Annotated in this window: 16 protein-coding genes; 3 read left to right on the plus strand and 13 right to left on the minus strand. The window is 60.1% G+C overall.

What is annotated here, in order from left to right; genetic code table 11:
- Window positions 1-9: 9 nt before the first annotated feature.
- From HX868_RS24585 to HX868_RS24610, 6 genes are all read right to left on the minus strand, one after another.
- Entirely contained in the window at window positions 10-300 is a 291-nt protein-coding gene (locus HX868_RS24585; RefSeq protein ID WP_003214319.1) for a hypothetical protein, read from the minus strand.
- A 24-nt stretch (window positions 301-324) separates the two neighbouring features.
- Entirely contained in the window at window positions 325-1671 is a 1347-nt protein-coding gene (gene astB, locus HX868_RS24590) for an N-succinylarginine dihydrolase (protein WP_177004663.1), read from the minus strand.
- Between the two features lie 47 nt (window positions 1672-1718).
- Window positions 1719-3188: a succinylglutamate-semialdehyde dehydrogenase gene (astD, locus tag HX868_RS24595; RefSeq protein ID WP_177004678.1), complete on the minus strand. Its 1470-nt coding sequence runs from the start codon at window positions 3186-3188 to the stop codon at window positions 1719-1721.
- Entirely contained in the window at window positions 3185-4210 is a 1026-nt protein-coding gene (gene astA, locus HX868_RS24600; protein ID WP_177004664.1) for an arginine N-succinyltransferase, read from the minus strand. The genes astD and astA overlap by 4 nt, the downstream gene beginning before the upstream one ends.
- A 53-nt stretch (window positions 4211-4263) precedes the next feature.
- Complete coding sequence (aruF, locus tag HX868_RS24605; protein ID WP_003175655.1) at window positions 4264-5283, minus strand: arginine/ornithine succinyltransferase subunit alpha; 1020 nt, start codon at window positions 5281-5283, stop codon at window positions 4264-4266.
- Between the two features lie 160 nt (window positions 5284-5443).
- Window positions 5444-6664, minus strand: coding sequence for an aspartate aminotransferase family protein (locus HX868_RS24610; protein WP_177004665.1), 1221 nt, complete (start codon window positions 6662-6664; stop codon window positions 5444-5446).
- A gap of 308 nt (window positions 6665-6972) precedes the next feature.
- Between HX868_RS24610 and HX868_RS24615 the strand changes: the two genes are divergently transcribed.
- Window positions 6973-12897, plus strand: coding sequence for a dermonecrotic toxin domain-containing protein (locus HX868_RS24615; RefSeq protein ID WP_177004666.1), 5925 nt, complete (start codon window positions 6973-6975; stop codon window positions 12895-12897).
- Between the two features lie 14 nt (window positions 12898-12911).
- Here HX868_RS24615 and HX868_RS24620 read toward each other — a convergent pair whose 3' ends face one another.
- The 7 genes from HX868_RS24620 to acs all read right to left on the minus strand — a co-directional run bounded on the left by HX868_RS24620 (window position 12912) and on the right by acs (window position 20893).
- Entirely contained in the window at window positions 12912-13892 is a 981-nt protein-coding gene (locus HX868_RS24620) for a GlxA family transcriptional regulator (RefSeq protein WP_016979802.1), read from the minus strand.
- 216 nt (window positions 13893-14108) lie between these two features.
- On the minus strand, window positions 14109-14873 hold the full coding sequence (locus tag HX868_RS24625) for an ABC transporter ATP-binding protein (protein WP_016973723.1): 765 nt from the start codon (window positions 14871-14873) through the stop codon (window positions 14109-14111).
- Window positions 14874-14900: 27 nt separating this feature from the next.
- Complete coding sequence (locus tag HX868_RS24630) at window positions 14901-16013, minus strand: succinylglutamate desuccinylase/aspartoacylase family protein (protein WP_177004667.1); 1113 nt, start codon at window positions 16011-16013, stop codon at window positions 14901-14903.
- A gap of 1 nt (window position 16014) precedes the next feature.
- A complete protein-coding gene (locus HX868_RS24635; protein WP_016979807.1) occupies window positions 16015-16713 on the minus strand; it encodes an ABC transporter permease in 699 nt (232 codons plus the stop codon).
- Window positions 16710-17399 carry an ABC transporter permease gene (locus HX868_RS24640; RefSeq protein WP_010208305.1) on the minus strand — a complete coding sequence of 230 codons (690 nt, stop codon included), beginning with the start codon at window positions 17397-17399 and terminating at the stop codon, window positions 16710-16712. The genes HX868_RS24635 and HX868_RS24640 overlap by 4 nt, the downstream gene beginning before the upstream one ends.
- A gap of 91 nt (window positions 17400-17490) precedes the next feature.
- Window positions 17491-18276, minus strand: coding sequence for an ABC transporter substrate-binding protein (locus HX868_RS24645; protein WP_095017326.1), 786 nt, complete (start codon window positions 18274-18276; stop codon window positions 17491-17493).
- A 661-nt stretch (window positions 18277-18937) separates the two neighbouring features.
- The gene (acs, locus tag HX868_RS24650; RefSeq protein ID WP_177004668.1) at window positions 18938-20893 is read right to left on the minus strand and encodes an acetate--CoA ligase; all 1956 of its coding nucleotides are present in this window, start codon (window positions 20891-20893) and stop codon (window positions 18938-18940) included.
- A 397-nt stretch (window positions 20894-21290) separates the two neighbouring features.
- On the opposite strand from acs, the gene HX868_RS24655 reads away from it, so the two are divergent.
- Together HX868_RS24655 and HX868_RS24660 are read left to right on the plus strand one after the other, a co-directional pair.
- Complete coding sequence (locus HX868_RS24655; RefSeq protein ID WP_016979809.1) at window positions 21291-21560, plus strand: DUF2790 domain-containing protein; 270 nt, start codon at window positions 21291-21293, stop codon at window positions 21558-21560.
- 566 nt (window positions 21561-22126) lie between these two features.
- Window positions 22127-22628: ribonucleotide-diphosphate reductase subunit beta (locus HX868_RS24660; RefSeq protein WP_177004669.1), on the plus strand; the 502-nt coding region annotated here is incomplete at its 3' end.

Genomic DNA, 22628 nt, shown 5'->3' on the forward strand with positions numbered 1-22628 from the left:
GCAGCTTCCTTAGTGGTTGCAGCCTGGGCCGTGGACGTGATCGTCGTCATCACCTTCAACGTCGGCCGGTTCCATTTCCAGTTGCAGGCTCATCAGGTTGGTGGCCAGTGGGCGCATCAGCAGATTGGCGTATTCGGCATCGCCTTCTTCCACGTCAACGCCGATCAGCAGTTGGCCACGGCCGTCGTGCTGGATCCAGATTTCCTTGCCCTGCCAGACCACGGCGACGCGGGTGCAGGAAGTTTCCAGCTGGGTGCCGTCGGTGTCTTCAAGAATCAGTTTCAGGGTGTCGGTGGTCATAAATAGCTCTCAGCCATGCGGCGTTTAATTGATCTGGAAAGGATAAACCGAGCCCAGTTTAAGGATTTGCGTCAGTTCATCCAGTGCCGTCCGGCATTCAAGCAGCAACTGCGGGTCAGCCAGGTCGCTTTCGCGCAAGCTGTCGCGGTAGTGCCTGCCTACCCACTGGGTCAGTGTTTCGTACAACGGCGCGGTCATGATAACGCCTGGATTCACCGCCGCCAGTTCCGTTTCGTTCAACGCCACACGTAAACGCAGGCAGGCCGGGCCACCGCCGTTCTGCATGCTTTGCTTGAGGTCGAACACCTTCACTTCGCGGATCAGGCCACCGGCAGCGGTCAGGCCTTGCAGGTACTGCCAGACGCGCTCATTGGCACGGCACTCTTCCGGCACGATCAGCAGCATCGAGCCGTCAGCGCGGCTCAGCAACTGGCTGTTGAACAAGTAGGAGCGTACCGCGTCTTCGACACTGACTTGCGCGCGGGGCACGCAGACGGACTGGAAGTTGCCGCCCAACTTGCCCAATTTTCCTTGCAGTTCGGCGAGCATCTGCTCGGTATTGAGGAACGCATCCTCGTGATAGAACAGCACTTCGCCGTTGCCGACCGCGATGACGTCGTTGTGGAACACGCCGGCATCGATCACCGCCGGGTTCTGCTGGGCGTAGACCACGCCGTCGTCTTTCAGGCCGTGCAGGCGTGCGACGGCCTGGGACGCTTCGAGGGTCTGACGTGCCGGGTACTTCTGCGGCGCCGGGTAGCGAGGGTCGAACGCACTGCGGCCGAACACAAAGAACTCGACGCCCGCTTCGCCATAGTCACGGCAGAAGCGCGTGTGGTTGGCCGCGCCTTCATCGCCAAACTGCGCCACTGCTGGCAATGCGGCGTGATGGGCGAAGTGATTCGCGTCGGCAAACATCGCCCCCAGCACGCGGCTGGTGGTCGGGTGTTCGATGCTACGGTGGTATTTGCAGTTGAGGTTGGCGGCGGTGAAATGCACGCGGCCGTCAAAGGTGTCGGCGCTTGGGCTGACGGTGGCGGCGTTGGCCACCCACATGCTCGACGCGGAGCAGCTCGCGACCAGCAACGGCATCGCATCCTTGGCCGCTTGCTGGATCACTTGGGCGTCGGTGCCGCTGAAACCCAGGTTGCGCAAGGCGGCCACATCAGGACGTTCCTGAGGCGCCAATACCCCTTGCACAAAGCCCATGTCCATCAGGGCTTTCATTTTCTGCAGGCCCTGCAACGCCGCTTCCTTGGGGTTGGAATGCTGCTGGCTGTTGCTCTGGGACGCGACGTTGCCGAAGGACAAACCGCCGTAGTTATGGGTCGGCCCCACTAGACCGTCAAAATTGACTTCATAGGATTTCATCGGCGAGGCTCCACGAACATCTGTATTTTTATAGGCATCAATAGCAATCAGGGCAATCGCACGCCGGGTGTCAGCGCGGCTGGCAACACCAGGCTCGGGGTCTCAAGCGAGGCCACCGGGTACGCGCAATAATCCGCCGCGTAATACGCACTGGCGCGATGGTTGCCCGACGCCCCTACCCCACCAAACGGCGCGGTACTGGCGGCGCCGGTCAGTTGTTTATTCCAGTTGACGATGCCCGCGCGGCTTTCCAGCCAGAACTGCTGGTAGCGCGCTTCGGAGTCCGACAACAGACCAGCGGCCAAACCGTATTGGGTGTTGTTGGCCTCGGCAATCGCCGCTTCAAAGTCAGCGTAGCGGATCACCTGCAACAACGGGCCGAACAGCTCTTCGTCTTCGCGCTCGCTCACGCCGGTCACGTCGATGATGCCCGGAGTCAGCAAGGCGGCCTGGTCCTGAGGCTGAGTCATTTCCAGCAGCGCCACGGCGCCATTGGCGAGCATCAGTTCCTGGGCGTCCATCAACGCTTTGGCGGCGGCGAGGGAGATTACCGAGCCCATGAACGGTGCGGGTTGCTGATCAAATGCGCCCACCTCAATGGTCGAGCTGACTGCCACCAGGCGCGCCAGCAACGCGTCGCCCCAAGCGCCTTGCGGCACCAGCAGGCGGCGTGCACAGGTGCAGCGCTGGCCGGCGGAGATAAACGCCGACTGGATAATGGTGTAGACCGCTGCATCCACATCGGCCACTTCGTCGACCACCAACGGGTTGTTGCCGCCCATTTCCAGGGCGAGGATCTTGTCCGGGCGCCCGGAGAATTGCTGATGCAGATGATTGCCGGTGCGACTGGAACCGGTGAAGAACAACCCGTCGATACCAGGGTTGGCCGCCAGCGCAATACCGGTTTCCCGCGCGCCTTGCAGCAGGTTCAACACACCCGCCGGCAGGCCGGCTTCGATCCAGCATTGCACGGTCAGCTCGGCGACTTTAGGGGTCAGTTCGCTCGGTTTGAACAGCACGGTGTTACCCGCCAGCAACGCCGGCACGATATGCCCGTTCGGCAAGTGGCCAGGGAAGTTGTACGGGCCGAACACCGCCACCACGCCGTGAGGTTTGTGGCGCAACACGGCGGTGGCGTCGCCCAACGGGCCGCTCTTCTCACCGGTACGTTCGCGGTAGCTTTGCACCGAGATCGCGATCTTGTTGGCCATGCTGGTGACTTCAGTAGCCGATTCCCACAGCGGCTTGCCGGTTTCCTCACCGATGCAACGGGCGATTTCGTCGGCACGGCTTTTCAGGGTGGCAGCGAAAGTTTCCAGCACGCTGATGCGCTCTTCCAGCGGGCGCTTGGCCCAGGCTGGGAACGCCTGGCGCGCAGCCTGCACGGCGGACTCGACCTGCTCGGCCGTGGCGCCATTACCGGCCCACAACACCTGCTGAGTCACCGGGTTGCGCGATTCAAACAGCTCACCCTGGCCAGTCAGCCACTGACCTGCGATATACAGCGAATTCATTATTTCGACTCCCGAGCAGCGGACAACGGAACGGCACGCACTTGATCACCCACCACCAGTTGCAGGCGCTTGGCGGTCTGTGGATCGACCACCAGCGTGCCTGCCGCCAGACGAGCCGGGGCGGCGGTGATGCGGCATTCTTCGCGCTTGCGGTTATGGATCAGGAACGGCGTAGCATCGTCCCCCGGCGTGCCGATCGCCAACACCAGCGACTGGCTGTCGCGCACGGCACGGATCTTGGTGGTTTCACATTCCACCGCCGGGCCGGCGTCGAAGATGTCGACATAACCCCGGTAGCTGAAGCCTTCGCTCTTGAGCATGCTCAGCGCCGGCTCGGTGTCCGGATGGACCTTGCCGATCACATTGCGCGCATCCTCGGACAGGAAGCAGCTGTACAGCGGAAACTTCGGCATCAGCTCGGCGATAAACGCCTTGTTGCCCACGCCGGTGAGGTAGTCGGCCTGGCTGAATTCCATCTTGAAGAAGTGCCGGCCCAGGCTCTCCCAGAACGGCGAACGTCCGGCGTCGTTGGACACACCGCGCATCTCGGCGATGATCTTGTTGCCGAACAGTTGCGGGAATTCAGCGATAAACAACATGCGCGCCTTGGCCAGCATGCGACCGTTGAGGCCGGTGCGGTAATCGGCGTGCAGGAACAACGAGCACAGCTCGGAGTTGCCGGTGAGGTCGTTGGCCAGGAACAGCGTCGGGATCTCACGGTAGATATTCAGTTCCTGGGAGGCGCTGACCGTCAGGCCGACCCGGAAGTTGTACCAGGGCTCACGCAGGCCAACGGCGCCAGCAATGGCAGAAATCCCCACCACGCGGCCTTCGTCGTTTTCCAACACGAACAGGTAGTCGGCATCGCCGCGCCCGGCGTCGCCGCGAAAGGTTTTCTCGGCCCAGCCCACGCGGTGGGTCAGGCGCTCTTCGTTGGCCGGCAAGGTGGTGAGGCCGGTGCCGGTGCTGCGCGCCAGATCAATCAGGGCCGGTAAATCGCTGCTGCGTACGGGACGAACGATCATGCTATCTCCTCAGACGGGCCGCTGTTTGGCAGCCACCCGCGACACTCAATTCTTTAAACCGCTACCAGACGCACACTCGCGCCTTCGCCAACGCCCAGGGCTTCAGCGGCTGCCAGGTCCAGGGTCACCGGTTTGCCGGGCGCGTAGTCCAGCTCCAGCATCACCGCGCGGTAATCCTGCAACTGCGCGTTGCTCACCAGGTACTGGCGACCGACACCCTTGACCATCTCACCGATCTTCACCGGCACCACGCGGCTCTGGGCAATCGAGCGAATGCCCGACACCCGCGCATGCAACGTCGGGCCACCGTCGAAGATGTCGATGTAATGGTCAGTCTCGAAGCCTTCGCGCATGAGGATGTCGAAGGTGATCTGCGCACGCGGGTGCACCTGGCCCATGGCTTCCTGGGCTTCGTCCGGCAGCAGCGGCACGTAGATCGGGTAATGCGGCATCAGCTCGGCGAGGAAGGTGCGGCTTTTCAGCCCACACAGGCGCTCGGCGGCGGCATAGTTGAGGTCGAAGAAGTTGCGCCCGATGGCGTCCCAGAACGGCGAGTCGCCGTTCTCATCGCTGTAACCGACGATCTCGGTCACCACCGAGTCGGCAAAGCGCTCGGGGTGGCTGGCGACGAACAGCAGGCGGCCACGGGAATTGAGTTCCGACCACGGCGAACCGACCAGCTCAGGCACCACGTAAAAGCTGGTGAGCAGGCTGTTGCCGGTGAGGTCGTGGCACTGGGAGAGCACGTGGATCTTGTTGTGGATCTTCAGCTCGCGGGAGGCGTGCACGAAGGTCTCATTACGGAAACTGTAGAAAGGCTCGGAATAACCGGCCGACGCTACGATGGCCGAGCAACCGGCGAGTTTGCCGGTCTCGGTGTCTTCAAGCACGAAGAAATAACTCTCTTCGCCGTTGAAACTGACCTCGGCCGCGAAGGACGCTTCGCTGGCGGCGATCTTGTCGCTCAGGCGTTCCACATCATCCGGCAAGGAGGTGACACCAATCGGGCTGTCCGCAGCCAGACGCTGTACCTCGCCCAGATCAGCCATTTGCGCGGGGCGCATCACCAGCATGGTGTCACTCCTTAAACTCAGAATAAAAAAACAGGAAGGGGCTCATACCTCTGTAGGAGCGAGCTTGCTCGCGAAGAACCCGAGAACACCGCGAGGCATCAGATGCCCCGCGTTATCGTTGACGATTTTCGCGAGCAAGCTCGCTCCTACGGAGTGCGAATCAGGCCTGGGTAAGTGTTTTCACAGCACGCTCAAACCGGTCCAAACCTTCGTTGATATCCGCCTCTTCCACCACCAGACTCGGCGCGAAACGCACCACGTCCGGGCCGGCTTGCAGGATCATCAGGTTTTCTTTCTCGGCCGCGTTGAACACGTCCTTGGCCTTGCCCTTGAACGCATCGCTTAGTACACAACCGAGCAACAGGCCCATGCCGCGCACCTCGGTGAAGATGCCGTACTGCTTGCCGATCTGCTCCAGGCGCGCCTTGAACAGGTCGTGCTTGGCGTTCACACCGGCCAGCACTTCAGGGGTGTTGATCACGTCGATCACCGCCTCGGCCACCGCACACGCCAGCGGGTTGCCGCCGTAGGTGGTGCCGTGGGTGCCGACGACCAGGTGCTTGGCCAGCGCTTCAGTGGTGAGCATCGCCGCGATCGGGAAACCGCCGCCCAGGCTCTTGGCGCTGGTGAGGATGTCCGGGGTCACGCCGTAATGCTGGTAAGCGAACAGGTGGCCGCTGCGGCCCATGCCGGTCTGCACTTCGTCGAATACCAACAGCGCGTTGTTCGCGTCGCACAGCTCGCGGGCACCTTGCAGGTAAGCCAGCTCGGCCGGCAGTACGCCGCCTTCGCCCTGGATCGGTTCCAGTACCACGGCGCAGGTCTTGTCCGAAACCGCTGCTTTCAGCGCAGCCAGGTCGTTATAAGGCACGTGCGTGATGCCGGTGATTTTAGGACCGAAACCATCGGAGTACTTGGACTGGCCACCGACGTTGACGGTGAACAGGGTACGGCCGTGGAAGCTGTTCAGCGCGGCAATGATCTCGTATTTCTCGGTACCGAAACGGTCGAATGCAACGCGACGGGCCAGCTTGAACGCGGCCTCGTTGGCCTCGGCGCCGGAGTTGCAGAAGAACACGCGCTCGGCAAAGGTGGCGTCGATCAGCTTGTGGGCCAGGCGCAGCGCCGGCTCATTGGTAAAAACGTTGGAGACGTGCCACAGCTTGTTGGCCTGTTCGGTCAGTGCACCGACCAGCGCCGGGTGGGCGTGGCCCAATACGTTGACCGCGATGCCGCCGGCAAAGTCGATCAGCTCGCGACCCGCCTGGTCCCACACGCGCGAGCCTTCGCCACGCACAGGAATGAATGCGGCCGGTGCGTAGTTAGGCACCATGACCTGGTCGAAATCGGCACGTTGCACCGGGGCTTGCTCAACGGACATCGGAGTCTCCTGAAGAGGAACGCCTGCCTGGAACTGGCGGGCGATGCAGGGATTGTAAGGACAGTTTTCAGCGCGGCCTTGCCGCCAAGCGACAACTTCTTATAGCGCCAACCCGCGATTTTGGCGGGTTTACGCCAATGCGACAAATAGCGTCGCAATGGCGCAGTTTAAACACTGTGGCGTCGCAGCGGCAGGTGTTCAACAGGATAGATGCAACGCAAGGGGTGGTCGGCTATCTATCTACCTCCAGTCGGCCAGACGAAATTGGTCTGCTCTCACGCCTATTCATCACGCTAAGGCGTTCTCCCGTGACCCCACCTACTCCTCCCATCCAGCTCCCGGACCTGTCGACTTATCGCGACTTGCATCTGGAGATCCTCACGCAGGCGGTTCCCGACTGGCTGCCCAAGCTCTCTCCTGACAAACGCGCAGCATTGCGCACGGTAAAGCCAGACTTCCCGCAGTGGTACAAAACGGCCTCCCCGGAAGATCATGACCGCCTCAAAAACCGCATGAATACCGCCTGGGAGGCACAACTGCGGCTCGACCAGACCCTGGCCGAGCTGAAGTCGGCGCAAGACTTCGGCGCGCCGCTGCTACAACAGTTACTCAAGCAACGCTTCGGTATCGAAACTGACGTCAAAACCACTTACCTGCGGCTCTACATTCCTCAAACGATACCTTGGTTCCCCGTTCGATCAGGCGGCGCAAGAACCTGGACGGTGTCATTGATCGACGCCGCCCTGCACAACTTTGAAGACGGCGAGGCATTTGAAGCGCAATCAGCCTTCATCACCCAACCCACCAGCACCGGACAATTCGACAGGCTGCCCGCGCTCCACACGCGAATCACCGTGGCGCAATTCACCGCCTTGTGCCGGGAACTGGACATCGGCGCCCAGTACCAGCGCTATCTTGAACAGTTCTTTGATTTCAAAAACCCAGTGGCCATGGCGAGCCTAAAATTGAAGGCCAGGCAAAGCCAGGCTGCGAACTTGCACGTCGCGCTGCAAATGGCCTGGATGAAAGACGATCTGCACGATGATCAGTCCTTCATGCTGTTGCAGCGCCTGTTCAACAGCGACGGCAGCCTGAGTACCTGCTTCCCGCTGCGGTGTTACAACCTGAGCATCATGTCCACCCCGCTCACCGGCATCGTGCTGCTTGCCGAGAACATCGGCAGCCGTCGCCCCGTGGGCGTTATCGCCTACATCCCGGGCGACCCTTACGCGCCGCTCAAGCAATACCCAACCCTTGTCGACTTCATGACCGCATTGGGCAACAACCTGCGCAACGCTGAGTACCAGCAGTTCTTCAGCCGTTTCGTCAATCACGAAGACCGCGGCCTCTTCTTTGCCGACCTCAACCGCAGGCTGTCCAAGGTCACTTGGCACGAGCACACACGTGGCGATCCACTGCCCTCCTGGCGCGAGACCCCCATCGATAAGCCACACCTGACGTTCAGCGCCTCCAGCATCAGCGGCAACCTGTTCGAGCATCTGTTTCAGACAACATTCAGCAAGGTGTTCAACGATGCCCGCGTCGTCGCAGTGTCCACCGCCAGTGTCGACCAGAGAGTGCGCTGGGAGCGCTGGGCCATCGTGCAGAAGGTGGCCTCGGCCATCCTGCAAATCGCAGCGCTGGTCGTTGCCCCATTTGTCCCCCCCGTGGGCCTGTTGATGCTCGGCTACGCCGCCTATCAAATGCTTGATGACGCCTTTGAATGGATCATCGACCTGGCGGTGGGCGACGCGACCGTCGCGTGGGGGCATTTTCTGTCATTCGTGGAACAAGGGTTACAATTGGGCCTGTTCATTGCGGGCGCGCCGCTGGCCGCTGGCGCCTTGCGTGCCGTGCTGCCTGCCGAAGTCATCACGTTTTTCAATGGCCTCAAGCCCGTCACGTTGCCCAACGGCAAGGCACGACTCTGGAAGCCTGACCTTGCACCCTACGCCCACGCTATCAAACTGGCCGACCACGCCTATCCAAACGCCGAGGGCCTGCACGCCCACAACGGTAAAGATATCCTGCTGCTCCCGGACAAACCGTTTGTTGTACAAAAGGACCCTGTCACCCAGCAGCCTTACCTTCAACATCCCACCCGGGCCAACGCCTACCGCCCTCCCCTGCTGACCAACGGCAAAGGCACTTGGATGAGCGAACTGGACACCCCCCTGAGCTGGGACAGCGCCACCCTCATGAAACGCCAAGGCCCTAAAACAGCCGGGCTCAGCGATGAACAATTGGTCACCGCTCGGCGCATCAGCGCCACGGACGACGGCGCGTTGCGCAAGATGTACGTCAACCAGCACCAGCCGCCTCCCTTGCTGACCGATACCCTTGACCGCTTCCAGATCGACCAGACGCTGCAGGACTTCATTGATCAAATGAACAGCGATGATCCCGCGGTTTTCAAGCGGGCCGATGCGCAGTCCCAACTGCACCTGCTGGCCAACCTGGACCTTTGGCCAAAAGCCAAGACCCTGCGGTTTGTAGATGCCCAAGGCAGAACCGCCTGGGAGTTGCCCGGCGAAACAAACGCCAGCGTGGTGCAAATACACGAAGCCCAGTTGAAAAACGGTGACTTACTGAAAACCCTGCTGGAAGCGCTGGATGAACCCCAACGCAAAACCTTGCTCGGAGAAGCATTCGGCGACCCGCCAACCTCCCTGGACAATCGCGCGCTTAAACTCAGGAAAAAACTGGCTGGACTGGCTCAATCGCATCGAGCTGAATTGTTCAACACCCGCTACCAAAAGCTGGAGAACCCTGTCACCCCTCGCCAACAGGCCATGGTCGACAACACACCCGGATTGCCGCTCACCGCAGCCGACGCCCTGCTGGACACCGCCAACAGCCAGGAACTCAAGGCCGTTGACGAAGGAACAGTCCCCGCGCGCTTGACCGAGCTGGCCCAAGCGTTGCGAGACGAGGCCAGGGTGAACCATGCCTACGGCGGTTTGTACCTCGACTCGACGGACACTCTCGACACCCACCGACTGGCCTTGCACTCCCTGGAGCAATTGCCCGGCTGGGCAGGAAAAAGGGTGCGCATTGAGATCAGAAGCTCCACACCCGAGGCCACCCTCCTGGATGACATCGGCAAACCCAAGGCACGCATCAAAAGAGTCCTGGTGCGCTCGCCCGATGGGCGTTACACCCCGCAAGACAGCAGTGGCGAACTGTCCGGCGCAACCGACCTGTACAACGCGGTGCTCCAGGCCCTGCCCGATGCCGAGCGCAACGCCCTGGGCCTGCGCATCGGCCAAGGCCCCGCCCTGCGGCTGGCCCTGCGCACCCATGCACTGAAACGCGCCCCCTTGCGCAAGCTGATCACCGCCGAGCCCGCCCGCACGCCTACCGACACCCGCACCCATCTGCGCCTGCTGGGCATGGACAACTACCCAGCGGCTGCACCAGTTGAACAGCCCAACGCGCAGGCGTTGGCACGAGAGCTATATCCAGCCCGCACCGATGAACAAATCGGCGAGATGATCCAGGCACTGGAACGCCGCCCGGGTGGCGCCTTTCCTGCATTAACTGCCCTACGCCAGGAGTATCTGCAACTTAATCGTGTCCTGGCCGACTGGGCAGCCCGCACCCCGCGCCGCTACCCAGGCAACGAGGTGAACATGGGCCGTCAGGAATATAGCGACATGCGGCAAAACCGCTTGCTGTTCTGGCGTGAACTCTTGAGCGCCTGGCGCCAGGAAACCGAGACAGATACCTACTTCGAGAATCTCAGCCAAAACGGCCAGAAACTCAAATCGCACGCCATTCTGTATGGAGAGCTACCGACGCTGCAGGCCAATTTCGAGCATATTTCGTACCTTGAACTCAACGGTCGCCAGGCCGCACTGAACGTCGATGGTTTTTTGAGTAGCTTTCCCAACATTCGCCACCTCAGCATCGCCAATGCCCAACTGGGTCAACTGCCACTCTCTCTCAGCGCAATGCCACGCCTCAACACATTGGTCCTCAGCGACTGCGGTATCACCCTGACACCCGACAGCCTGAATGCGCTGACGGCCATGAATAGACTTCAAACCCTGGACCTGTACAACAACCCGCTGGGGTTCACCCCCAACGTTGAACGCATGATTGATCTGCGCAACCTGGACCTGTCCGAGACTGGCATTTCCAACGTACCTGTCGGCCTGCTCAGCCGAGCATCGCTGGAGCTGGCGGTGCTGTCCCGAAACCAGATCACGCAGCTGCCTTCCGCACTTTTCGACCTACCCGCCGATGCCCCAACCACCTTCGATCTCTCAGGCAACCCCCTGTCGCGAGCGACCTTGGAGCAGGTAAAAAGCTATTACCAGCGAACAGGCCACTATTGGAGCACAGACGCATTGGCAATCGATATTCAGCGCGTCAATACGCTCTTCCCGGACTTCAGCGTGAACGAAGTCAACCGCTTTCTCTTTGGTCTGCCGGGCAATATTGAAATGGGCCAGACCGAACTGGCACGGCTGGAAGTCGAATATGCTGACCTGTCCGACGGGCTTGATACGTGGGCACAGCAAGCCCCCGCGCCGGAGGAGCAAGCCCGGCGAGAGGACTTCAAAGAGGAACTCCAAGCCTGCTGGCGCCGAGAAGGTGCATTGGATGTGAGCAGCCCCCAGGCCATTCCCACGTTCGCCGTGGAAAGCCCACAACCGGTTACAGGCACATTCCCATCACTGGACAGCGGTGTCTTCAGGCATGTGTCTGCATTACGCCTGATGGGTGCGCAGGCTCCATTCCCCTTGCAATCGTCGCTTTTTTTCAGAGGGTTCCCTACCCTTAACCACCTGTTTATCGAGGGTTATGTGATGGGTGATGTCCCCGCTTCGTTATGGGACCTGCCGCAACTGACATCATTGCGCCTGCCCCGATGCGCACTCACCTTATCAACCGAGAGTGCCACATCATTCGCGACGCTGAGTGAGCTGGGAACACTCGACTTGAGCCATAACCCTATTGGACAACTGCCTGATTTCAGTACGCTGCCCAGGCTTTCCAGCATCGACCTTGAAGACACCGGCTTGACAGCCATCCCCGACAGCCTGCTGATGGCCGTGCAGCGCCAACACGTCAACCTGGGCAACAACCTGATCACCCAGGTTCCCGACAGTGCGTTCAGGCTGCCCGACGCAGTCACCGCCGTCTTTGACCTCTCCCGCAACCCACTGAACCGCTCGGCACTGATGCAGATCAAACGCCATTGCCAGCGCACGGGCGAGCATTGGCGCGTCGATGCGCCGACGTCGTTGCGAGAAAGGATCGAAGCGCTGTACCCCACCTTCACCGAAAACGAAGCCAGCCGCTTCTTCTTTGAGCTACCCGGTGACCTTGACGCAGCAGAGCCGGCCATCGGGCAACTTGAAGCCGAATACGCCCAACTGCGCACCGACCTTGAAGCATGGGTGGTGAATGTGCCAGAGCGTCACCCGATCGTGGACACGCCATTGGATGAGCAAACGCGGGCACAGGATCAGCTCAATCGCCGGGCATTCAAAGCGCTGCTTGAAGAAGCCTGGCGCCGCGAAAGCGAACTGGACGACAACGACGACAGCTTTGGGCCTACCCATAAGCTGACCTTTAACCTGCCGATTCTGGGCGAACTCCCCGAATTGAGCGCCCGGTTTGAGCAAGTGACAACACTCGACCTTGAAGGCAATGGCACCACCACACGTATCGACGGACTGCTCAACTGTTTCCCTAAACTCAGGAGCCTGGTCATCACACGATTCAGCCTGGGCGATATTCCCCTCACCGTGTTCAGCCTGGCTGAGCTCAACGCCCTGAGCCTGACCGAATCGGCTATCCGTTTGACACCCACCAGTGCCGACGCCCTGTCAGGGATGAGCCCCCTGCAGTACCTGGACCTGAGCGGCAACCAACTGGGCCTCACGCCCGACGTCAGTCATCTGTCTGAACTGGAAACGCTGTATCTGCCAGACACCGACATTACTCAAATCCCACAAGGGCTGTTCGCCTTGCGCGAGTTGCGCACCTTGGACTTGAGCGACAATTTGATCGAAGAGGTTCCTGCGGACTTTTTGCAACTGGCCACGCAGCTCGACACCGCATCAGACCTGAGCGGCAACCCATTGTCGGCAGCGAGCCTGGATATCCTCAGGCAGTACTACACGCAGACCGGTGACGACTTGGCGGTGGCGGCAGCGGGCCTGGATGCAAACGGCAATCCACTGGCGAGGTCCGGCTCCCCAGAGCCCATGGAGGAATAACGACTCGTCAGCGGTCAACCGCGCTCGGACGGCACCGACGACAACTCGAACGGGCTGCTGCTGCGGCGTTGGTTGCGGTCTTCACGCGGGGTGGCGCCGAAGAAATTGCGGTAGGCGCTGGAGAAATGCGGCCCCGAGGAGAAGCCGCACGACAGGCCGATCTGGATGATCGACTTGCTGGTTTGCATCAACATCTGGCGGGCCTTGTTCAGGCGTAGTTCCAGGTAGTACTGGCTGGGGACGCGATTGAGGTATTGCTTGAAGATGCGTTCGAGTTGTCGTCGCGAAACGCAAACGTGCTGGGCGATTTCGTCGGTGGTCAGCGGTTCTTCGATATTCGCCTCCATCAACAGAACAGCCTGGGTCAGCTTTGGATGGCTGGAACCCAGGCGGTTTTGCAGCGGAATGCGCTGGCGCTCGCCGCCTTCGCGGATGCGTTCTACCACTAGTTCTTCGGAGACCGCACCGGCCAGTTCGGCGCCGTGGTCACGGGCCAATACCGCCAGCAGCAGGTCGAGTACTGACATGCCACCGCAGGCAGTGAGGCGGTCGCGGTCCCAGTCGAACAGATGGCTGGTGGCAATGACCTTGGGGAAACGCTCGGCGAAATCGTCCTGCCAGCGCCAGTGCACGGCGGCGCGGTAGCCGTCGAGCAGGCCGAGTTGGGCCAATGGGTACACACCGGCCGACAAGCCGCCGATCACACAGCCGGCGCGGACCAATTGCTTGAGCGCGGTACTCAGTTGGGAAGCAATGACCGTCGGCGGTTCATCCGCCAGCAGGAACAGCTTCTGGAACCCTTCCAGTTTGCCAGCCCATGGCTCGCCCGGCAGTTGCCAGGCACCTTCGGTCGCCGGCTCGGCTTGCAGGAACGACAGCTCGTAAACCACGTCCGGATGCACCCGCTGGGCAACGCGCAAGGCCTCCTCAGCCAGCGCAAGCGTCAGGGCTTTTGTGCTGGGCCAAATCAGGAAACCAATTTTGTGGGCGGTCATGGAGTGCTATCCGAAGCCAGTAACAGTAATGAAGACAAGGGCTAATGCTAGCCCGTAAACCAACACAAATCTCAAAACAATGAAGATCCGCTCTCCTGTAGGAGCGAGCTTGCTCGCGAAAAACCGGAGAACGCCACGGGGTATCTGGTTTCCCGCGTTATCGTTAACGACCTTCGCGAGCAAGCTCGCTCCTACAGGGGTGAATAGCAGGCTGGACTATTTCAGGCTGCCTGAGAGGAACTGCTGCAAACGCTCGGACTGCGGGTTCACCAGCACTTCACGCGGGTTGCCGCGCTCTTCGACGATGCCTTTGTGTAAAAACACAAGCTGGTTCGACACTTCACGGGCAAAGCCCATTTCGTGGGTCACCACCACCATGGTGCGGCCTTCCTGGGCCAGGTCCTGCATCACCTTGAGCACTTCACCGACCAGTTCCGGGTCGAGTGCCGAGGTGGGTTCGTCGAACAACATCACCTCAGGTTCCATTGCCAAGGCACGGGCGATGGCTACGCGCTGCTGCTCGCCGCCGGACATGTGGCCGGGGAACGCATCTTTACGATGGCCCACGCCAACCTTGGCCAGGTAGTGCTCGGCCTTTTCACGGGCCTCTTTCTTCGACACGCCCAGCACGTGCACCGGCGCTTCCATCACGTTTTCAAGCGCGGTCATGTGTGACCACAGGTTGAAATGCTGGAACACCATGGACAGCCGCGAACGCATGCGTTGCAGTTGCTTGGGATCGGCAGCCTTCATGGCGCCGTCCTTGTTGGCCACCAGCTTCAGCTCTTCATTGTTGAGCAGGATCTTGCCGGCGTGGGGTTGCTCCAGCAGGTTGATGCAACGCAAAAAGGTGCTTTTGCCCGAACCGCTGGAACCGATGATGCTGATCACATCACCGGCCGCGGCGGCCAGGGACACACCTTTGAGCACTTCATGACTGCCATAGCGTTTATGCAGGTCTTGGACTTCAAGTTTGTACATGCGGTCGGTTCTCACAAAAACAGGTGGTCAGTCGTTGAGCAAGCGCCCGTGACGCAGCGCTTCGCGCCCCGCCACCTTGGCCAGCCAGAAACCCGCTTGGGCATAACGTAGCCGTTCAACGGCAAACAACACCCCTGAAGTACCTGCACAGATGGTGCTGACGCGGTCTTCCAGGGGATCAATCACTTCAAAAATCGGCTCGCCTTTTTCGATCCATTCACCGGCTTTACGCAGGTAACTGATCACCCCGGCGTGGGGCGCGAACAGCAATTCGGTGCCCTCGAAAGGCACGCCTTCACAAGGTTCAAATTGCGGCGCAGGCCATTCGCCTTTGATCAAACCCTGCTCAGCGAGGAACGCGAGAATACCTTCGGCGTGGAAGATCGCCTCGTCACGCCCGGTATCGGCCTGACCGCCCAGCTCCAGCGTAGTCGCCAGGCAAGCCAGCGGGATCTGCGACTCAGGAAACGCCTGAGACAAACGCAACCACGGCAGCGAACAGGCCTCATCGAACGAACTGCCGCCGGAGTCTTCCGCCAGCAGGCCGACCTTCACATTCAAATGCGCCGCCAGCGAACGCCACTGCGGCCAGTGCTGCGGCAGTGCGTACATATGCAGTGCGGCCTCGGCGTCGCAATGCAGGTCGAGCACCACATCGGCGGTACAGGCGTGGCTCAGCAAGATACGCTGCATGCCTTGCAACTGACTGCTTGGCTCGGGCAACGCGTTGAGTACATCGCTCATCGCCTGACGGATCAAACGCACATTGGCGTGGGGGTCATCACCCAACTTGCCGTTGAGCAACTCGGCAACCGGCTCGCTCAACTCCACGAAATCACGGTTGAAGTTCTTGCCGCTGCCCACCTCGAAACGGCCCTGGTGGCTGCCTTGCAGCAGTTGGCCCAGGGCCATTGGGTTGGCCACCGGCACCAGCTCGATCACCCCGTTGAGCGCACCTTGCTGTTCCAGTTCGGCGAGGCGCTTTTTCAGCTCCCACGCGGCACGCATGCCGGGCAATTCATCAGCGTGCAGGCTGGCCTGGATATACGCCTTGCGCTCGCCCTGGCCGAAACGGAATACGCTCAGTTGACGCTCGCAGCCCAGGTGGCCCCAAGGCAACAGGTGATCGATACGTTCCATATCAATGCTTCCGTGGAGCCAGGTAGCTCAGCCAGCGGCGCTCGGCCAACTTGAACAGGCGCACCAGGATGAAGGTCAGGCACAGGTAGAACGCACCGGCGGTGATGTAGGCTTCGAACGGCAGGTAGAACTGGGCGTTCACCGTGCGCGCGGCGCCGGTGATGTCGATCAGGGTGACGATGGAGGCCAGGCTGGTGGTCTGCAGCATCATGATCACTTCGTTGCTGTACTGCGGCAGCGCCCGGCGCAGGGCCGACGGCAGCAGGATGCGGCGGTACAGTTTGTAACGCGACATGCCCATGGCCTTGGCGGCTTCGATCTCGCCATTGGGCGTGGCCTTGAGGCTACCGGCGATGATCTCGGCGGTGTAGGCGCTGGTGTTGATCGCAAACGCCAGGCACGCACAGAACGTCGCGCTGGACAGCAGCGGCCACAGGAAGCTTTCGCGCACGGCGTCGAACTGGGCCAGGCCGTAGTAGATCAAAAACAGCTGCACCAGCATCGGCGTGCCGCGGATCACATAGGTATAAAGCCAGGCCGCGCCATTGACGATCGGCTGCTTGGACACGCGCATCAGACCCAAAGGCAAGGCGGCAAGCAGGCCGAAGAACAGCGAGATGGCGAGCAGTTTCAGGGTGGTCAGCAGGCCGCCAAGGTACAGCGGCATGGCCTCCCAGATGACGTTGTAGTCGAAGATCATAGATCAGCCGCCCTTACGCCTACCGAGTAGCGCTTCTCAAGATGACGCAAGGCCAGCAACGACACGCTGGTGATCACCAGGTACATCGCCGCCACTGCGAGGAAGAAGGTAAAAGGTTCGCGGGTGGCATCTGCCGCCTGCTTGGCCTTGAACATCATGTCTTGCAGGCCCACCACCGAAATCAGTGCAGTCGCCTTGGTGAGGACCAGCCAGTTGTTGGTGAAACCAGGGATCGCCAGACGGATCATCTGCGGCACCATCACCCGGAAAAACACCTGGAAACTGCTCATGCCATACGCAAGGCCGGCTTCGGCCTGGCCCTTGGGAATGGCCATGAAGGCGCCGCGGAAGGTTTCCGACAAGTAGGCGCCAAAGATGAAACCCAGGGTGCCGATACCGGCGGCCAAGGGGTTCAAATCGATATAGTCGTCGTAGCCCAGCATCGGCGCGACGCGGTTGAGCAGGTCCTGACCGCCGTAGAAAATCAGCAGGATCAGCACCAGGTCGGGGATCCCGCGGATCACCGTGGAGTACAAGTCACCCAGCCAAGCCAACCAGCGCACCGGCGACAGGCGTAACGCGACCCCGATCAGACCCAGAACAATGGCCAAGGCCATGGACGACAAGGCGAGCTGAAGCGTCAACCATGCGCCATCGAGGATGACGGCCCCGTAGCCTTTCAACATGATTCAGGTCCTCGAAAAGGGGGATGAAAAAATGGCGCAAACCTCAGGAATTCTGTTGCTTGCGCCATTTCGAACAGACAGCTACGACGATTTACTTAGGGTCAGCGCCGTAGATATCGAAGTCGAAGTACTTGTCCTGGATTTTCTTGTACTCACCGTTGGCACGGATCGCGGCAATGGCTGCGTTGATGCGGTCGAGGTTTTCCTTGTCGCCTTTGCGTACGGCGATGCCGATGCCGTCGCCGAAGTATTTGGCGTCGGTGAACTGTGGGCCCACGAACGCGTAGCCTTTACCGGCTGGGGTCTTCAGGAAGCCGTCTTGCAACAGGGTCGCGTCAGCCACGGTGCCGTCGAGACGACCGGCTTCCACGTCCAGGTAGATTTCGTTCTGCGAGCTGTAAGGCACAACCGTGGCACCTTTAGGGGCCAGGACTTCCTTGGCGAAGCGATCGTGGATCGAACCGCGCTGCACACCGATCTTCTTGCCCTTCAACTCATCCAGGCTGTCGCTGACGGTGGTGCCTTCCTTCATCACCAGCTGCGCTGGGCTCAGGTAGTAGCGGTTGGTGAAGTCCACGGACTTCTTGCGGTCTTCCGTGATGGACATGGACGACAGGATCGCGTCGATCTTGCGCACTTTCAGTGCAGGGATCAGGCCATCGAACTCTTGCTCGACCCAGGTGCACTTCACGTCCATCTGCTTGCACAGGGCGTTGCCGATGTCGTAGTCAAAACCGACGATGCTGCCATCGGGCGCTTTGGAGGCAAACGGAGGGTAAGCCGCTTCGATACCAATTTTCAGGGGCTTGCCTTCAGCGAAAGCCTGCATGGACAGCACGGACAGCGCCAGGGCGCCCAACAGCACGAGTTTCTTCATCTTGGGACTCCATCGGTATAGGGCAAAACAGCAGTATGAGCCATGGCCCACGATGCGACTTAAGGGAAACCGAATTGCGGTGCTGCGTCCCACACCAGTTACACACTGGAGACGACGAGCGAGTGATCGGCATTCTAACGACAGGCCGGAAGCCGATATTTCCTCAATGCGACAACAATTTACAGAAGCACCGAGAAAGCGGTTCCAGCTCATTGACAGCCTCTGTATTTTATGCAGAGACAAAAGACATTAAACCTGTAGACGCTGCAAATTGCGGGCCTATTATTCGCAAACCCTTCTAGCACGGCAAGTCTGGCGTTTAATCTTATTTGCTGGGGTGTCTAAAACGCGGTTTTTCGGGGCATGGGCGTAGCGCTTTGCCTCATGTTTGGGCCGCGGGTTACACATTTGCGCCTGAGGGTAACATTCAGAAACTTCCTACAATAGAAACCGATATTTATTGGCCTCTCACCTCACCCCTCTGTCACCTTGGAACACGATTAACTGTAGGAGCCCGGCTTGCCGGCGATGGTGCCTTTGAATTCTGCGACTGTCTCACGGGCTTCATCGCCGGCAAGCCGGGCTCCTACAGGGGATGTGGCGGGCATGAAAAAGCCCCACCCGGCCTACACCAAGTGGGGCTTTATCTGACTGTCTCGCCTTATGCGACGTTCATGGTCTTGTGCGTCTCGATCAAATGCGCGACCACACCTGGATCCGCCAGAGTGGAGATATCGCCCAACCCGTCATACTCGGCCGTGGCAATCTTGCGCAGGATACGGCGCATGATTTTCCCCGACCGCGTCTTCGGCAAGCCAGGTGCCCACTGAATCACGTCTGGCGAAGCAATCGGCCCGATTTCCTTGCGTACCCAGTTTTTCAACTCCAGGCGCAGCGCTTCGTTCGGTTCTTCGCCATTTTTGAGCGTGACATACACATAGATGCCCTGCCCCTTGATGTCGTGTGGCACACCCACCACCGCTGCTTCAGCGACTTTAGGGTGGGCAACCATGGCGCTTTCGATCTCGGCAGTACCCATGCGGTGGCCGGACACGTTCAACACGTCGTCCACGCGACCGGTGATCCAGTAGTAACCGTCTTCGTCACGACGCGCACCGTCACCGGTGAAGTACATACCACGAAAGGTCTTGAAGTAGGTGTCGACGAAACGGTCATGGTCACCGTATAGCGTACGCGCCTGGCCTGGCCACGAATCGAGGATCACCAGGTTGCCCTCGGCAGCGCCTTCGATCAGGTTGCCCAGGTTATCCACCAGCGCCGGCACCACACCGAAGAACGGTCGTGCCGCCGAACCCGGCTTGAGCGCATGGGCACCCGGCAGCGGGCTCATCATGTTGCCGCCGGTTTCGGTCTGCCACCAGGTGTCGACAATCGGGCAACGGGATTGGCCGACGTTCTTGTAGTACCAGTCCCACGCCTCAGGGTTAATCGGCTCACCCACCGAACCGAGCAGACGCAGGCTGGAGCCGTCTGCGCCTTCGCACGCAGCGGTGCCGGATGCCATCATCGCGCGGATTGCAGTCGGTGCGGTGTAGAGGATATTGACCTTGTGCTTGTCGACGATCTTCGCCACCCGCGTGATATCCGGGTAGTTCGGCACGCCTTCGAACAACAGCGTGGTCGCGCCATTGGCCAGCGGGCCGTAGACGATATAGGTGTGGCCAGTGACCCAGCCGACGTCGGCGGTGCACCAGTAGATTTCGCCTGGACGGTAGTCGAACACGCGCTCATGGGTCAGGGACGCATACAGCAGGTAGCCGCCGGTGGTGTGCTGCACGCCCTTGGGCTTGCCGGTGGAACCCGAGGTGTAGAGGATGAACAGCGCTTCTTCGGCGCCCATCTCTTTTGGCGCACACACGGTGCCCGCCACTTTCATCAGATCTTCGTACCAGATGTCGCGATGCTGGTTCCACTTGATGTTGCCATTGGTGCGCTTGCAGACGATGACCTTCTGGATGCTGCTGGTTTCCGGGTTGGTCAGGGCGTCATCGACGTTGGCCTTCAGCGGAATCTTCTTACCGGCGCGGATACCTTCGTCGGCGGTGATCACCACCTTCGACTTACAGTCGATGATGCGACCGGCCAGGGCCTCCGGCGAGAAACCGCCAAACACCACGGAGTGGATCGCACCGATGCGGGTACAGGCCAGCATGGCGACCACGGCTTCGGGGATCATCGGCATATAGATAGTCACCACGTCGCCGCGGTGCACATCCTGGCCGCGCAGGGCGTTGGCGAACTTGCAGACTTCTTCATGCAACTCGCGGTAGGTGATGGTGCGGCTTTCGGCAGGGTCGTCGCCCTCCCAGATGATCGCAACTTGATCGCCACGCTCGGCGAGGTGACGGTCCAGACAGTTATAGGAAACGTTCAGGGTGCCATCGGCGAACCACTTGATGTCGACGTGGTGATCGTCGAAAGAGGTCTGCTTCACCGTGGTGAAAGGCTTGATCCAGTCAAGGCGCTTGGCTTGCTCGCGCCAGAAGCCATCGGGGTTGACCACCGACTGCTGGTACATGGCCTTGTAGGTCGCCTCGTCGGTCAGCGTGTTGGCTGCTACTTCGGGGCGAACGGGGTACAGGGAAGCCGCACTCATCTTTCTTACCTCGGTGACATAGTTGTTTTTGTATGGCCCTGTTGTAGCCGGGGCTGACCTATAGAACCATTCGACGATGGTAGTAACAAGGCCCTACAAATTGCCCTGATACCCCCATTCGCACCTCTAGCCCGCGGGTTGCGGCGCTTCGCGGCTTTGTGAAAAAAGCTTTACCACGGGATTGTTACAAAAACCGCCAATAGTGTTTATCAAAAGTACGGGTATATGAATATAACCTGGGGGCCTAAAATCAACTCCGCCAACAAGGCACTGTGATTAACAACGCAACAGCCCCCACGAAGGCAACGTTAATCCGAACTTCCCAACTCTTAAGTTACACACGCGGCCTCACAAGGGCCCCGTGACCCCACTCGCCCTGAATAAGGTAAATAGAGAAATGAAAGCTTTAGTAGTTATGGCCCTCAGCAGCTTGTGCGCAACCGCCGCCCTGGCCGACGAAGCCCCAACTGACGTGGCCAGCCGTAACACCCCGATCGTTGAAGACTATACTTACAGCACCCACTTGGATGTTGCCAAAGTCGTGTCCATGAGCAGTATTCCGGAAGTATGCGAAGTAGTACCGGTAAAGATGGAATATGAAGACTCACACGGTCAGCGTCATATTCTTAATTACCATGTGATGGGCAATGGTTGTTCTAACGGGTGATAACTTCATTAGTGTGATCTTGTTCGCCGCAAGAAATCGTTCTTGCGGCAAAGAGCCGGCCGCTAATACACCACGAACCCACTGTAGGAGCTGGCTTGCCAGCGATGGCGATTTCAGCCACACCCACCCCTTAAAGCGTCCCACGCGCCCCTCCCCCGAGCCCTACAAAAAACATCCCACCGCCCGTCAAAAAAATCCAACCCCAGCAAAGCCTTATAAATCCGTACTCTGGCCGAAAAACACTCCATTCTGGCAGGTCCCCGTGACCATCCGCCCCAACACAAAGCCGTTTTTTTCCCCTACAATGCGCGGGTAAACCGGGCCTGCAATATCCCTTTACACCGGGATGAAGAGCCAGACCTGAGGCCTCCGCTGGAGCAAGCACCTACCGCTCCGCCCCTCAAGCCTCACGCAGAGCACCCGTTACCCAATTCCGTTTAATGCCTGCGCTAGCTGTTGCAACAAACGATTCCTTAAGATCCACCGCGGCCTCAGGGCCGTGTGAACACCCAACCATCCGGTTTCACACGGGCACCTTTGAGCCCTCACGCAGGAGACGACACGTCATGCTGAGCTGGGACGAATTCGACAAAGAAGAAGAAGGCGAAGTAGCCGCTAAAGGCGCCAACGCCGGCCACGCCACCGAAGCCAACATGGACCGCCTCGACGGTGCTGGCGCCGCCGCCGCCATCGAAGCCCGCGCCATCACCGCCAGTGACTCCGCCGCCATCGTGCGCGCCAAGGCCGCCCTGGACAAACTCGACGTCGCCGAAGGCCTCGCCGAACTGGAAGGCTCCGCCGCCCGTGTCGCCGTTGACGAAAAACGCATGATCAACTGCCGCGCCGACCTCAACCAACTCGTACCCTTCAAGTACGACTGGGCCTGGCAGAAGTACCTCGACGGCTGCGCCAACCACTGGATGCCGCAAGAGGTCAACATGACCGCCGACATCGCGCTGTGGAAAAACCCCGAAGGCCTGACCGACGACGAACGTCGCATCGTCATGCGCAACCTGGGCTTCTTCTCCACCGCCGACTCCCTGGTCGCCAACAACCTGGTGCTGGCCG

Origin of the sequence: Pseudomonas reactans (assembly GCF_013385825.1) — a bacterium.
GTDB classification, from domain to species: Bacteria; Pseudomonadota; Gammaproteobacteria; order Pseudomonadales; family Pseudomonadaceae; genus Aquipseudomonas; species Aquipseudomonas reactans.